This window comes from Bradyrhizobium sp. CB1015 (genome assembly GCF_025200925.1).
Taxonomy (GTDB): Bacteria; Pseudomonadota; Alphaproteobacteria; order Rhizobiales; family Xanthobacteraceae; genus Bradyrhizobium.
In genome coordinates this window covers 4,814,216-4,827,746 of sequence record NZ_CP104174.1, presented here as the reverse complement: position 1 = coordinate 4,827,746, position 13,531 = coordinate 4,814,216, and the positions used below count along the sequence as shown (strand labels likewise).

The 13,531-nt window shown below is 65.8% G+C and carries 12 protein-coding genes and 1 tRNA gene; 5 read left to right on the top strand and 8 right to left on the bottom strand.

Annotation, left to right across the window (positions count from 1 at the left end; genetic code table 11):
- Window positions 1-27: 27 nt before the first annotated feature.
- Both pbpC and N2604_RS22410 read right to left on the bottom strand, forming a co-directional pair.
- Window positions 28-2,088: a penicillin-binding protein 1C gene (gene pbpC / locus N2604_RS22415; RefSeq protein WP_260370384.1), complete on the bottom strand. Its 2,061-nt coding sequence runs from the start codon at window positions 2,086-2,088 to the stop codon at window positions 28-30.
- Between the two features lie 161 nt (window positions 2,089-2,249).
- Window positions 2,250-7,448: an alpha-2-macroglobulin gene (locus N2604_RS22410; protein ID WP_260370383.1), complete on the bottom strand. Its 5,199-nt coding sequence runs from the start codon at window positions 7,446-7,448 to the stop codon at window positions 2,250-2,252.
- Between the two features lie 419 nt (window positions 7,449-7,867).
- On the opposite strand from N2604_RS22410, the gene N2604_RS22405 reads away from it, so the two are divergent.
- A tRNA-Arg gene (locus tag N2604_RS22405) sits at window positions 7,868-7,944 on the top strand.
- Window positions 7,945-8,055: 111 nt separating this feature from the next.
- Complete coding sequence (locus N2604_RS22400) at window positions 8,056-8,298, top strand: hypothetical protein (RefSeq protein WP_260370382.1); 243 nt, start codon at window positions 8,056-8,058, stop codon at window positions 8,296-8,298.
- A 21-nt stretch (window positions 8,299-8,319) separates the two neighbouring features.
- On the opposite strand, the gene N2604_RS22395 is transcribed toward N2604_RS22400, so the two are convergent.
- The gene (locus tag N2604_RS22395; protein WP_260370381.1) at window positions 8,320-9,603 is read right to left on the bottom strand and encodes a hypothetical protein; all 1,284 of its coding nucleotides are present in this window, start codon (window positions 9,601-9,603) and stop codon (window positions 8,320-8,322) included.
- 114 nt (window positions 9,604-9,717) lie between these two features.
- Here N2604_RS22395 and N2604_RS22390 point away from each other — a divergent pair, with 114 nt between their 5' ends.
- Entirely contained in the window at window positions 9,718-9,945 is a 228-nt protein-coding gene (locus N2604_RS22390; protein ID WP_025036201.1) for a DUF2171 domain-containing protein, read from the top strand.
- Window positions 9,946-10,233: 288 nt separating this feature from the next.
- Here the strand turns inward: N2604_RS22390 and N2604_RS22385 are convergent, their stop codons facing one another.
- The gene (locus N2604_RS22385; protein WP_260370380.1) at window positions 10,234-10,419 is read right to left on the bottom strand and encodes a hypothetical protein; all 186 of its coding nucleotides are present in this window, start codon (window positions 10,417-10,419) and stop codon (window positions 10,234-10,236) included.
- A 178-nt stretch (window positions 10,420-10,597) separates the two neighbouring features.
- Between N2604_RS22385 and N2604_RS22380 the strand changes: the two genes are divergently transcribed.
- Entirely contained in the window at window positions 10,598-10,759 is a 162-nt protein-coding gene (locus N2604_RS22380; RefSeq protein ID WP_260370379.1) for a hypothetical protein, read from the top strand.
- Between the two features lie 291 nt (window positions 10,760-11,050).
- Here N2604_RS22380 and N2604_RS22375 read toward each other — a convergent pair whose 3' ends face one another.
- The 3 genes from N2604_RS22375 to N2604_RS22365 form a co-directional block, all read right to left on the bottom strand.
- On the bottom strand, window positions 11,051-11,809 hold the full coding sequence (locus tag N2604_RS22375; protein WP_260370378.1) for a hypothetical protein: 759 nt from the start codon (window positions 11,807-11,809) through the stop codon (window positions 11,051-11,053).
- 174 nt (window positions 11,810-11,983) lie between these two features.
- Window positions 11,984-12,220 (bottom strand): hypothetical protein, encoded by a 237-nt coding sequence (locus tag N2604_RS22370; protein WP_260370377.1) that lies wholly within the window; start codon window positions 12,218-12,220, stop codon window positions 11,984-11,986.
- A gap of 62 nt (window positions 12,221-12,282) precedes the next feature.
- A complete protein-coding gene (locus N2604_RS22365; protein ID WP_260370376.1) occupies window positions 12,283-12,519 on the bottom strand; it encodes a hypothetical protein in 237 nt (78 codons plus the stop codon).
- Between the two features lie 264 nt (window positions 12,520-12,783).
- Between N2604_RS22365 and N2604_RS22360 the strand changes: the two genes are divergently transcribed.
- Complete coding sequence (locus tag N2604_RS22360) at window positions 12,784-13,131, top strand: DUF6481 family protein (RefSeq protein ID WP_197952632.1); 348 nt, start codon at window positions 12,784-12,786, stop codon at window positions 13,129-13,131.
- 126 nt (window positions 13,132-13,257) lie between these two features.
- On the opposite strand, the gene N2604_RS22355 is transcribed toward N2604_RS22360, so the two are convergent.
- Window positions 13,258-13,503 (bottom strand): pentapeptide MXKDX repeat protein, encoded by a 246-nt coding sequence (locus N2604_RS22355; protein WP_035999609.1) that lies wholly within the window; start codon window positions 13,501-13,503, stop codon window positions 13,258-13,260.
- Window positions 13,504-13,531 lie beyond the last annotated feature (28 nt).

Below are 13,531 nucleotides of genomic sequence, written 5' to 3'. Positions count from 1 at the left end.
CCATGGCCACAACCGCTTAAGGCAGGGTCATTGAATTCGAATGACGACTGTGTCCGCGGCGCCAGTGGCGTCGATCACGGTGAGCCGTGCAAAGCCTGGGCCGGGCGGATCGATCAGCCGTTGCCGGCGGCCGTCGATCTCGCCGAGCGCGGTGCCGTTAACCATGACCGTCATGGGCAGCACGCCGCCGGCGACCTTGACTGGCATGGCTGCGCTCTCCCGGCCACCTGATCGATCGACGTCGATCCGCGAGCCGTTCAGGGGAAACTGGATGTGCAGCGCCTGCTCGCCCCCGCTTCGCAAAAGTTCGCCAACCGGACGGAACCGCTTCAAGGGCAGCGGCAGCTTCGCGTTGCTTGCGACCAGGGTTCCCTTGGGCGGCTTCGGCAAGGGGGCCAGCGTCTTGCCGCTGCGGGCGAAGGCGTCGAACAGGATGGGCGCGGCGGCGACGCGTCCGATCAGGCCGGGAACCGGCGCTCCGTCCGGGCGGCCAACCCAGACGCCGATGGTCATGCGGCCGTCGAAGCCGACCGACCAGGCGTCGCGATAGCCGTAGGAGGTGCCGGTCTTGAAGGCGATGCGGTTGTGGGCGGCGTTTTCCGGCGGCGGCGTGCCGAGCAGGACGTTGCCGACCTGCCAGGCTGCGACCTGATCCAGCAGCCGGAGCGGCTCGCGATCGTCCTTGGCGGTGACGATCTCGCGCAGCGGCTTGGTGGTCCCAAGCCGGGCGAAGCCGGCATAGAGCTGGGCGAGGTCCTGGAGCGTCACGCCGACGCCGCCGAGGCCCATGGCAAGGCCGGGCGCTTCGTCCTTGGGCAGGATGAGGCTGCCGCCGGCCTGCCGCAGCCGCGAGGCCAGCCGGCTCGAGCCGACGCGGTCAAGCAGCACGATGGCCGGCACGTTCAGCGACAATTGCAGCGCTTTCCTTACCGGCACCGTCCCCTGGAAGGTCATGTCGAAATTTTCCGGCGCATAGGAGCCGAAGCGGACCGGCCGGTCGTCGATCAGACTGTCGGGATGGACGAAGCCGTCCTCGAAGGCGAGCCCGTAGATGAAGGGCTTCAGTGTCGAGCCGGGCGAGCGGACGGCGCGGGTCATGTCGACCTGCCCTGCCCGGCTCTCGTCGAAATAATCGGCCGAGCCGACCCGCGCGAGCACGTCGCCGCTCTCATTTTCGACCACGATGATGCCGACCGAGATGTTCGGACCCAGCGCAATGGCGCGGTCGCGCGCCAGCGGCTCCAGCACCTTCTGCAGGTTCGCATCGAGTGTCAGCTCGATGATCGGCGTGTCCTTGATTGTCGACAGCGCGGTGTCGGAGGCATGCGGCGCCAGGATCGGCATCGGCTTGCGCAGTTTCGGCACCGGCACCGCCTTGGCCTGCCTGGCGTCGTCAGCGCTGACCACATGCTCCTCGACCATGCGGTCGAGCACGCGGTCGCGCGCCTTGCGCGCAGCATCGGGAAAGCGATCCAGCCGGCGCGTCTCCGGCGATTGCGGCAGCGCGACCAGCAGCGCCGCCTCCGCCAGCGACAGCCGCTTCGGCTCCTTGCCGAGATAGGCGATCGACGCCGCGCGGATGCCTTCGAGATTGCCGCCATAGGGCGCGAGCGCCAGATAAAGATCGAGGATCTGCTCCTTGCTCATGCTGCGCTCGATCTCGATCGCACGCACGATCTGCCGCAGCTTTGCGTAGAGCGAGCGCTGCCGCCGCGGCTCCATCAGGCGGGCGAGCTGCATCGTGATGGTCGAGCCGCCCGAGACGATGTGACCGCGCGTTCCCAGCTGCATCGCGGCGCGCCCCAGCGCCAGTGGATCGATGCCGTCATGGGCGTAGAAGCGCTGGTCCTCATAGGCGAACAGCAGTTTCAGGTAGGTCGGATCGACGTTGGTCTTGGCATCGACCGGCAACCGCCAGCGGCCGTCGGCCATGGCATAGGCACGCAGCAGCTTGCCGTTGCGATCGATGATGGTGGTGGAGACCTGGCGGGCTTCGTCGAGCGGCAGCGGGCCGAGGGAGTAGACCCAGGTGACGAAGGCGATGATGGCGAGGATAAAGGTGAGCGCGGCTGCGGAGAGGATGCGCATGGTGGTGCGCCCTCCTCTCCTGTCGTCGTTCCGGGATGGTCCGAAGGACCAGACCCGGAACCTCGGGATTCTCAGGCGCGCAATTGCGCGCCGTAGTTCGGCTCTTCGAGCCGCCCCGGAATGACGAGATGCTTGGTTGCCTTCGCTCATTGCCCCATCACTCACTTCGCCGCCCGCACCTCGACGCTGCCCGTGCCAGTCCGCCCATAGCGCGAGGGATTGTACATGTCCTCGACATAGGCCTGCGGCAGCACGTATTTGCCGGGCGAGACCGCGCGCACGACATAGGCGACGGTGAAGACCGACTTGGAATCCGAGGCCCGGTCGACGGCCGCGGTGAAGCGGTCGTCGCGGAACTCGGTGTCTTCAGGCTCCTCGCCGTCCTCGATCCAGTCCAGCGTGCCGCTGTCGCCCGACGACACCAGTTTCGGATTGTCGATCTCAAGACCGGCCGGCAGATAGTCGGACACCATGATGTGACCGTACTCGGGCTTGGCCTCGGTGATCTTCAGCACCACCGCGAAGCGCTGGTTCTGCTTGACCTTGCTGATGTCGGCGGGCTTGCCGTCGAGCGTGTGGTAGCTGCGCTCGATCTTGAAGCCGTTGGACGCCGCCGGCTCCGGCGTCACCGGCGAGCCCGATACCGAGACGACCGCCTGCACCGGCGCATCGCCCGTGTTGGTGATCTTCAGCGGCTTGCCGCTCAGCGTGTCTGCCTTGTAGCTGCGGTACAAAGCGGTCTTGACCGGCTGGCCATCGACCTCGATCGAGAGGTTCTCCTTGGCGAGCGCCCGCGCCGCCAGCACCAGCCACGCATTCTCCTGCGTCGAGGTGTAGGGCGTCAGCCCGCGGGCGGTCTCGACCCGCGACACCGCCTGCGTCAGCGTCGCCCTCGGCGCGTTGCCTTCACTGGCGAGCGACACCAATGCTGCGGCATCGCGCAGCTGCGAGCCGTAGTCGGTGCGGCCGAATTCCAGCGTAGGCTTGGGCGCAAGACTGTCGAGCGCCGCGCCATAGACCCGCTCGGCGCGGTTGCGGTCGCCGACCAGGGCCAGCGCCGCCGCAAGCTGCGATTTCGCGATTGGGGTTGCGAGGTTGGCAAGCTTGGTGTCCGCGAGATAGCGGAGATCGCCGATCGGAGCTGCGCCATTGCGGGCGAGCACGTAGAGGCCGTAGGCGAGATCGCGCCCGCCGTCCTTCTCCGGCTCATTGGCATTGACGACGGAGTTTCTGATACGGTCGAGCGCGTTCTTGAACAGCACGTCCGGCACCGCGAAGCCTTTTTCGCGGGCGCGGGTCAGGAAGTCCGTCACATAGGCATCCAGCCAGGCGTCGTCGCCGCCGGCCAACCACAGGCCGAACGAGCCGTTCGAGCCTTGGCGGGCCAGCAGCCGCTCGATCGCATCGCGGATGCGCTGGTCGACCTCGGTGTCCATGGCGAGATGCGCGCCAGCCGCGAGCTCGTTGACATAGAGCAGCGGCATGGCCCGGCTAGTGATCTGCTCCGAGCAGCCATGGGGATAGCGGTCGAGCGCTTTCAGGATCGTCGCCGCATCGAGCGCGGTCGACAGGCTGGCCGAGACCGAGACGCTGCCGGTGCCCGGCACGAGGTCGGAGAACATGTCCGAAGTCAGCGTCAGGCTCTCGCCCTTCGCCAGCGTCCGGATCGAGCGCCGCGCCAGCACCTGCGTCGCCGCCTTGACGTCGAACGCATAGTGACGCGCCAGCGCCAGGCCGTTCGGTCCCCTGATGTCGACGTCGAGCGTCGCCTGCCCCGCCGCGGTCGCATCGAGCGCGAGCGAGAACGAATTGCGCTGCTTGGCGGCGAGCTTCACCGTGGTTGCGGGATTGCCGGTCATCTTCACCGGGCCGCCCGCCTTCACATTGATGACGTAGTCGCCGGCATGGCCCTCGACATTGTCGATCTCGAGATTGACGGTGCCGTGGTCGCCATTGAGCAGGAAGCGCGGCAGCGTCGTCGTCAGCACGACGGGATCGCGGATCACGACGTCGGTGTTGGCGCGACCGAGCTTGGTCGCGGTCCACGCCACCGCCATCACACGCGCGGTACCGGCGAACTCCGGAATGTCGAAGCTCACGTCCGCGGTGCCGTCGGCAGCGACGGTGACGATGCCGGAATAGAGCGCGAGCGGCTTCTGCGTGGGTGGCGAGCCCTGGAGCTCACCTGCACCGGCATCACCGCCGGACTTGATCTGGCCGCGCGTGCCGGACATGCCGTCGATCAGCTGGCCGTAGAGATCGCGGATCTCGGCGCTGAGGCGGCGCTGGCCGAGATAATAATCGTCCGGCGCCGGCGGCTTGTAATTGGTGAGATTGAGGATGCCGACATCGACGGCGGCGATGACGATCTTGGCGTCCTCGCCCGGATTGAGCCCGTCGAGCTTGACCGGGACCTTCAGCGTCGAGTTCGGCCGGATCAGCGAAGGCGGCGTCAGCTTCACCTGCAAGGTGCGGGTCTGCTTGTCGATGCCGAACCATTTCAGCCCGATCGCTCGGCCTGGCATGCGCTGGGCCGCGGCGTCGAGCGGACGGCGCAGCGTCGCCACCACATAGGCACCGGTGCCCCAATCCGTGCCGATCGGAAGCTTCACCTGCGCGGTGCCTTCCTTGACGTCGATGGTCTGCGTCGTCAGCAGGCGATCGCCGAGCACGTTGACGGTCAGCTTGCCGGCGCTGCGGACGTTGACCGAGACCGTCATGGTGTCGCCGGAGGCGTATTGCGGCTTGTCGATCGAGGTCTCCAGCAGGTCCGGCGTGTCGGCGCTGCCGTCGGAATACCAGCCGACGTCGAACTGCACCGAGGTCACCGGGCCGTCGGCGTCGTTCGACTTGACGTCGAGCCGGTAGCGGCCGGGCTGCGACGCGAGCGAGATCCGCGTCGGCTTGTCGGCGGCGATCGTGACGTCACCGTCCGCGACGCGCGAGGTCGACTTGACCGGTTCATACTCCCAGTAATTGTTCTGGCGGTACCACTGGTAACGCGACTCCATCTTCAGGAGCTCGTAGCGCAGACCGTCGCGGCGCAGCTTCTCGCCCTCCGGCGAGACGAACACGACGTCGAACTCGGCCTTGTCGCCCTCGGCGACGTTCTTGTCGCCGAACAGCGCCTTGATGCCGATCTGCGCCGTCGCGGGCGCGACCGGCAGCACGATCTTGCGCTCGACGGCGCGGCCGCCGGTCTCGACCATGCGGACGAAGATCTGGGCCTCCTGCGGACGCGTCGAGGCCGGCTGCTTGTCCAATGTCACCGGGAAGGTCGCAACGCCGTTGGCATCGGCCTCAGGCAGGTTCTCCAGCGGAGTGCGCTCGTTCGAGGTGGTTTCCTCGTCGTCGACGCCGAACTTGTAGCCGGCAAAGCCGGGCCGCTCGGCCGCGGGCGCGATCAGCATGTCGCCTTCGAGCTGAAGGCCCGAGGCTGGGGCGCCGTAGAGGAAATGACCGTCGGCCTTAAGCTCCACTGGAGCGTTAGCTTTGATCAGCTTGTCCTTGGCGGACAAGTCGAATTCGATCCGATCGGGCACGTAATCCTCGACCATGAAGGTGGTCTCGCCGACCGAAGCCCCCTTCGGATCGGTGAAGGCGCGCACCCGCCACGTTCCTGTCGGGACGGCCGAATTGAGCGGCACGGACAGCGTGCGGCCGCCGGCACCCTGATCCGCCAGCACGGCGCGGCGATATTCGACGCCGTCGGGGCGCTCGACCACCAGCGTCATCGGCCCGCCGGTGACGGCATTGCCCTGCCCGTCGCGGAGCAGCACGGTGAGGAAGACGGTCTCGCTGGAGCGGTAGACGCCACGCTCGGCATAGACGAAGGCATCGGCGCCTGCCGGCACGGCGCGCCCCGAAACGCCGCGGTCGGACAGATCGAAGGCCGACGTCTTCAGGCTCAGGAAGGCATAGTCGGCTTTCTCGCCGGTGACCGTGAACATCGCCGGCGACAATCCGCCCTCGCCGCGCGCAAGGCCGGCCTCGAACAGCACGTGACCGGTCTCGTCGGTCTTGCGCGTCGCCAGGATCTCGTTGTTGCGGGCGACGAGGCGCACCTCGGCCTTGCTGACCGGATCGGTCGACGCCAGCGAGTTGACGAAGACATGGATGCCGTCATTGCCGGAGTAAGCGGAGATGCCGAGGTCGGAGACGATGAACCATTGCGTGGCGAGCTGGTAGACTTCGTCCGAGCTCCTGGCCGCGGCCGTCATGACGTAGACACCGGGCTGGAGCTCGCCGAGCGCCTGGTCGACCGGGAATGCCGTGATGACGTCCTGGTTCAGCGTCGTCGCGGTCGCAAGCTCGCCGGTCCAGACCTTGACGCCCCGCTCGTCGCCGAGCTCGCTGAGCTGGTACTTCGACAGCGTCTTCTGGAAATCGCTGTCGACCACCGTGTTGATCAGGTTGCGGTCGCCGATCCGGAAGACGTTGATGTTGACCGCGGGCGTGTTGACGCTGACGACGGGAATGCCGCGTTGGCCGGTCCGCGGCAGCACATAGGCGCGGCTGGTGAAGCGCACGAACGGCTTGCGGTCGCGGACATAGATGTTGAACTCGGCCGATTTCGGCAGCCCCTCCTTCACGGTCGACGGCAAACCGGCGCGCAAATTGATGTTGTAGCGCTCGCCGTGCTTCAACCCGTCGACGCAGAGCTGCTTGCCTTCGGCCGACAGCGCCGGCTTGTCCTGCCCGGCGAGAGCCAGGAACGGCGCGAAATCGGTGCGCTTGGCGAGTTCCTCGGAGAACTGGAAGCAGGCACGCGGGCTCGCCGAGTCCGAGTCCACAGTATAGTCGAGCAGCCGGAAACCGTGCTCGTCGCGCATCTTCTCATATTGGCCGCGGACGTCGGCGACCTCGCGCATGTCGAGCGACAGCCGCAGCGCATCCAGTGCCGGCCGCCACAGCTTGCGTTCGGCCAGCGCCTTGCCGAGCACGGCGAGCGCGTCGGCCTCCTCGCCCGCATTGCCGGCACGCTGGTAGGCGATGTAGGCCGCGGTCGAGGCGCGCTCCAGCAGGAAGGTCTGCTCGCTCGAGCTCTTCGGCGAGATCTGGAAGATGACCTTGGCGAGCCGCAGCCAGTTGCCGGCATCCTCGGGCGTTGTCGCGGCGATCTGGCCGAGCACCGAAAGGCCGGTGCGATAATCATTGCGCCGGAAGGCGGCGTCGGCGTCCGTCTTCAGCGTCGCGTTGGACTTGGCGACCGGCCCCGCCTCGCTCTTGATCTGGGCCTCCAGCTTGATCGCGGAATCGGCGAGGTCGTCGCGTTTGAACGCCTTGTCGGCGGCCTGCGCAGCGACGAGGCCGAGCGCCAGCGCGGCGCAGATTGTGACGGCGCGAACAAGACCGATCATGGAGGACTCCCGGAAAGCGCGGACGAACGCCGCGGCGGCAAATGAAATGCGCGGAAAGGTGACGGACTCAAGGCGATGGAACCAGAAGGTGCAAAGCGTCGCTTTCGCCATGACAAGGCAAGCCCAGAGGAGACCGGCCGAGATACCGCTGCGCACGCCGTCCTGATGGCGCAGCACTACCTGACCAGTCGACCGGCGGCCGTGTCCCGGAAGCTGTTCAGCGTTCCCGGCGATGTGATCCATCGTCCAGTCCGCTGCCGCTCAACCCGGCACCCTGACACCCCACCGTTCCGCTTTGTCGCCGCACTGAGGAAAACGGTTCGGTTCAGGCTTGGCGAAACACCCAATTTTTCATATTGGCATGCTACATGAACGGCCAGCTGGCCAATCCGGCCGGCCCATACCGGCCGGCTCAAGACGGTCCCGTAGCTCAACTGGATAGAGTAGCGGATTTCTACTCCGCGGGTTGCAGGTTCGAGTCCTGCCGGGATCGCCAGCTCGTTGTCCGCCGTTCTTCACGAACGCGTGGGTAACCATATGCCGGCCTTTGACCGGCGCCGATCAGCCCTATGTAAGCGCCGGGCGAGATGCGTCCGATAGGTTTTGAATGCAGCAATCCGAGCTGACGAGAATGGCGATCGCATCTGCGGTCGCGGTCGTTGCGATATCGTATTTGGCAGTCGACGCAGGCGTCGTGAACACCAATGCGATCACAAAGCCCATCAAGTTGGCCCAAGCCTCAATCCTTGGCGCCGCAACGGGACAAGGTCAGCCTGCATTTACCCTTCAGGGGTGGACGCGCCGCGACCGCGAGAAGCCGCAACTGGAATATTGCCTGGCGGTCGACTGATCGGCGCGCCCTCCTGCCGGGCTATCCACCACCTGCCGGCTGATGACCGCGCCACCACCGCGCAATGGAAGCGGTGAGATCGCCCCACACCTCCGTCGGCAGGTCCGGGACCGCCACCCGGACGCTGTACTGATCGGTCGTGGCGTCGTGAAACCATTCGGTCGCGGCGAAGTCGAAGCCGAAGCTGCCGGCGTGGCGAAGGGGAAAGCCCTCGCGGCGCAATTCGCAGCTCATGTCCTCGGCAGCCTGCCGCGCTGCCGCCTCGTCGAGCGCGCGCCTTCCGCGAAGGGTCACGTAGAGACCGTGGGTGAAGCGAAGCTGAGCCGAGAGTGCCGGGATCTCGGCGGCAAAATATCGTGCCGAGCTTCGGCCGTTGCGCAGGATCGCCGCCACGCGCCGTTTCATCAGCGCCCAATACGCCGCGCTGCCGGCGAAGGGCGGGAAGTGGGCCGGCAATGCCGCGCCGCCGAGCAGCCGCACCGCGTTGCGGGTTTCGGACGCGAGACGTGTCCATTCAACTCCCCCTGCCCTCGGTCGACGCTCATGCCCGTGCACGAAAACGGCCGAGCCGAGCCGGCCATATTCCGCTCCGAGCGAATCGAGCTTGTTGTGGCTTCGCACCAGCACCAGCGGAATTCCGTGTCGCCCGGCCCACCTCAAAACCCGCCTGATGCGCCCCGACCTGCCGGCGAAGCACGTCGTGTCGAAAATTAGGAGATCGAGGCCCGAGCCGTCACGGCGCAGCACCGCCTCGATGGCGCCGGCGACCGAGCAGGAATCCAGCAGCAGGATCCGCCGCGCACTCCCCCGTGTAAACGCCTCGCCGAGCGGCAGCTTCAAGGCCTCGATCCGCAAATGCGGGATGAAGCTTCGGATCAGCTCCAGCGTCTCGCCGTAGGAGCCTGGCAGCAACAGGATATCGGCCTTCGCGACGATCCGCGCGGAGGCAAGCAGTACCGCGGAGATCGCCGCCATCCCCGAAGCGGTGTAGATCGCCGTGCTCGTGCAGCCGCCGTCGAGCTCGTAGAATGACGGGCCGCGTACCGTGAGATCGGCCCGCTGGTAGTCGTAACTGAACTCGAACGGCCCGCTGGCGGGATCGGCCGTATGCGACCAGGCTGTCTCCGTCGCCTTCCACTCGTGCAATTCGTGCTCCGCCCTGAGCGCGGCAGTGATCTGGAATTTGGAACGAACGACATCGTCGACGGAACAGGGAGGCGCCAAATCGAGCGGGCTTCTCAGGCCGCCGTTCAACAGCCTGAGTTCCTCGTGCTTGCGCTGCAGATAGGCTCGAATGGTCTCCATTGCGCTTCTTGACAGATCCAATCAGGCGTCAACGTTTGGAGAACCAAGCGGGTCCAACGCGCCTGCTGCAACGAACAGGCGCCTTCGCAGTTGAGTCCATGCAAGGAGGACAGCATGGCTGACATCAGAGAGCACATGAAAATCATCGGCAAGGACGGCGCACATGTCGGCACCGTCGATCGCCTCGAGGGCAACCGCATAAAGCTGACGCGCAAGGACAGCCCGGAAGGTCACAAGGACCATCATCACTATATCGACACGAAATATGTCGGTGCCGTCGAAGGCGACGTCGTCAAGCTGTCGGTGAATGCCGACGCCGTTCCGAAGACGGAAGCGGCGTAAAACACTGAGCCCCTGCGCGGGCTTTTTGTTTGTTCACGGTCCGACTCCGCTTCGTTCGCAAGCACGAATCGCGACCGCAATGCGATCGCGCGGAGCATTCGTTAACGATGGCTTCCTGCGGTAGAGGTCTCTGCAATTTGACGGGATTTCAGTGCCGGATCGATTGGGAACGAATGCGCAATCAGCGCGTTGGTAACGGAATAGAGTGGTGCCGACCCGCCAGCCCCGGTCGGCTTTGAAGGACCCCGTGCTTGTCCCCCCGAGCACGGGGTTTTTCTCATGTCAGTGCTATCGGACCGGAGGCCTGTGGCCGGCTGGATGCGAGGCGCCGGCTTGCTCATCGCGCAGATCGCGGGCGAGTTCGTGCCATGCCAGGGCAAGCTGGATCAGCCGTTGCCTGTCGGCACCCTCGGCCTCCGCGGCGCGCTTCATTGCGGCCTCGGCCTCATGCTGCGGATCGTACTCGGTGTACATGAGGCAGACTCTAGCCGGCCATCTGGACGAGCGCGTGGCAATTTCGTCCGTATGATTGCGGGGTCCCCCGCCAGTCTTCGTGGACCGATCTGTGAACCACGTCACAGCCTGTCCGCGACATCTCCGCTAAACAGCTGCCAAGACTTCATGGGTAAGGCTTCATAGGTGATGTCCGGTCATGACACGCAAAGCAGCAACCGAAGTCATCGTCCCGACGCAGCGACATCGCGCGGACCTGCTCGGCATCGCCTATCTCGGCACCATCGGCGCCGTCATGGTGGCCTGGATCGCCGGCCTGGTCTGGGCCTCGATCGCGTTCTTCAGCTGGCTCGTGTCCTGACAGACGAAGCGATTGGTCTGCCCGCTGAGCGCGCCTTAGATCAGGCTGGGCAGCACCTGCGAGAGTTTAATTCCGCCGCAAACGATCATGGCCCAAAGCGCCAGGCTGATCTGGATGGCATCCAGCATGTCCCATATCCCCGCGAATCATCCCGTCATTTTTCTTTGAGATTTGCGTGAGGCGGCGGCGAGCGCCAGAGCTAATTCAAAGCGGCCGCCGGCGTGCAAAAAGATGAGGCGGGCCAAGCCCGCCTCAATGGTTCAATCCGGCCACGAAAACTCAACAGAAAGCTCAATAGCAGGCGCGGGGATCGACCTGCACATATTGGCCGTTCGGATAGCGGTAGTAGCAGGTGCCCTGCGCCCAGTAATAGCCGGGCTGGGATGCCGCGGTCGCGCCGGCGATGGCGCCCGTCGCACCGCCGAAGACCGCGCCAGCGGCAGCCCCTGTTGCATTGCCCGAGATCAGGCCGCCCAGCAGGCCGCCGACGATCGCGCCGCCAAGCGCGCTTGCGCCGGGATCAGCCGGTGGCGGCGGCGGAGGTGGCGGCGCATAGGCCACCGGAGGCGGGGCATAGGCCACCGGCACGTCGTCGATATAGTCCTCTGAGATGTAGGCCGGCGGGCCAGCCATGCGCTGCGGATAATAATACCAGACGCCGCCAACGTCCCACCACCAGCCGGAGCGGCCATGGCGGACTTCGTGGCGCCAGCGTCCGCCCTCCCAGGCGAGATTGCCGCGATAGGTGTGTCCGCCCCAGTCCCGTGCCGGAGCAGGACCGCGCGCAACGTGACGTCCGGGCGGCGGGCCGCCGGCGTTGTGACCTGCATTGGGTTGACCGCCGGGCTGCGCAGGCCGGGCCGCCTGCTGGGGCGGAGGGCCCTTGCGCATGGCCGGATTGGCCTGTGGCGGCGCGCCTGCAGCCGGCCCGGCCGGCGGTGGGCCGGCGTCTTTCGGCGGCCTGGCCTCCTGGGCTTGCGCCGACAGCGCGACCAACGAGATGGCGGAGACCACGGGAATGATGATCTTGATGCGTTTGGACGCACTCATGCGCGCTAGCCCCCTGCTCTTTCCACGGCCGTGCTTCCCGGGCGCGATCGACGAATCGCCGCGCGTCGGGCTGATGCCGGCCGAAATCACTGCCCTGCTTGATCGGCTAAGTCCCGTTACAAATGATTAAGAGCGGGACCTTTTTTCAGCCCTACGGGCCGTGCTGGAGCGCGGCTAGCGAGCCGGCTCGATCACGTTGCAATTGCTTCGCCCGGACATCAGGCAATCCTGCATCTTGCTGGCTGCCGTCAGATCTCGGGCAAGCCACCAGCCGACGCCGAGGATCACGACCGCGATGATCAATCCCGCGAGCGCGCCGCGGCGGTCGCCGCCTGACGGACGCTTGGGCTGACGGTTCGGTCGAGGATGGCGCTCCTCGCCCGGTTTGGATCTGGGCTCTGGCTTCGACATGGCCGCCTGGGCACGCTGGCGCGCTGGCTTTACCACCTCTGCGGCGTCGCGTCACAGCCCGATCAGCCCCGGGTCGGCGGGACCGGATCCCTGCGCGAGGTTTCGACCGCCGGAATGGCCTCCTGGACGCGCGGTGCGCAGCTCGTGAGCACGAATGCGGTCCGGGTGCATTCCCAATCCGCTCCCAGCACGGCACTTTCGATGGGCTGCGGACGAGCAAGCAGCAGCGCGGCGCCGGCCACGCTTGCCAGGGCAAAGGCAACCGCGAGCGCCTTCAGGCTTGGTCTTGAGATTGTCATGCCCGTGCTCCGTCTCGTAGCGGGCGGACGCTAGGCGTCGCCCGTGTGCTCCCTTATGAGGGAGATCACAATTCAGCAGTTTTTCCGGGCTACGAGAGATCGTCGGGGGGCGATTTTTCGTTGACCTGATCGGCTGCGATTATGGGTGGCTTCGCGACGCGCGCCGATGTACACGCTTCTGCGTCGCGTGGCGCCTGCTATGCCCAGCCGACGTACCAACAGGCACCGATGTAGGATCGAAAGCGAGGAAGACAAGGCTCGTCGATGAGTGGATTCAGGGAACCCGGCTTCGCAGACCGGCAAAAGGCGGCACAGGATGCCCGCAAGAATCTTTTGAACAAGTTCAAATCGCAGCCGGGCCCCGATGATCCGGCGGTGATCGCGCGCCGTGCTGAACGCGAGGCACTCGCGGCCAAGCGTGCCGAGGCAAAGGCCGCGCGCGAGGCCGAAAAGGCCGAGCAGAAGCGCCTCGAGGAAGAGGCCAAGGCCGCCGAAGCTGCGCGGATCGCGCGGGAAGCTGAGGAAGCCGCCGAGAGGCAGGCTGCGCTCGAGGCCGAGCAGAAGGCCAAGCGCGATGCGCGCTACGCCGCCCGCAAGGCAAAGCGCAAGTAAGACTCGCTGGTCACGTTCAGTTGAACTTGAACTAAACTATCATTCCGGAGGCGGCCTCAAGGGCCGCCGCCGGATTTCGAGAGGGCGCGGTCCGCCAAAGGGTCGTCGCGCGACGACGAGCAGGGATCAGTTCTTCTTCATCATCCCGTCGTCTTTCTTCATGCCGTCCTTCGACATGTGGTCCTTCTTCATGCCGTCGTCCTTGGACATGTGGTCCTTCTTCATCATGCCGTCCTTGGACATCGTGTCCTTTTTCATCATGCCGTCGTCCTTGCCCATCTTGTCCTGAGCAAAGGCGGCCGGCGCAAATGCGAGGCCTAGCGAGAGAGCGGCAGCCGAGACGCCGAGCACGATGCGGGTGCGAATGGTCATGGTTCATCTTTCCTTCGAGATGCGTGTT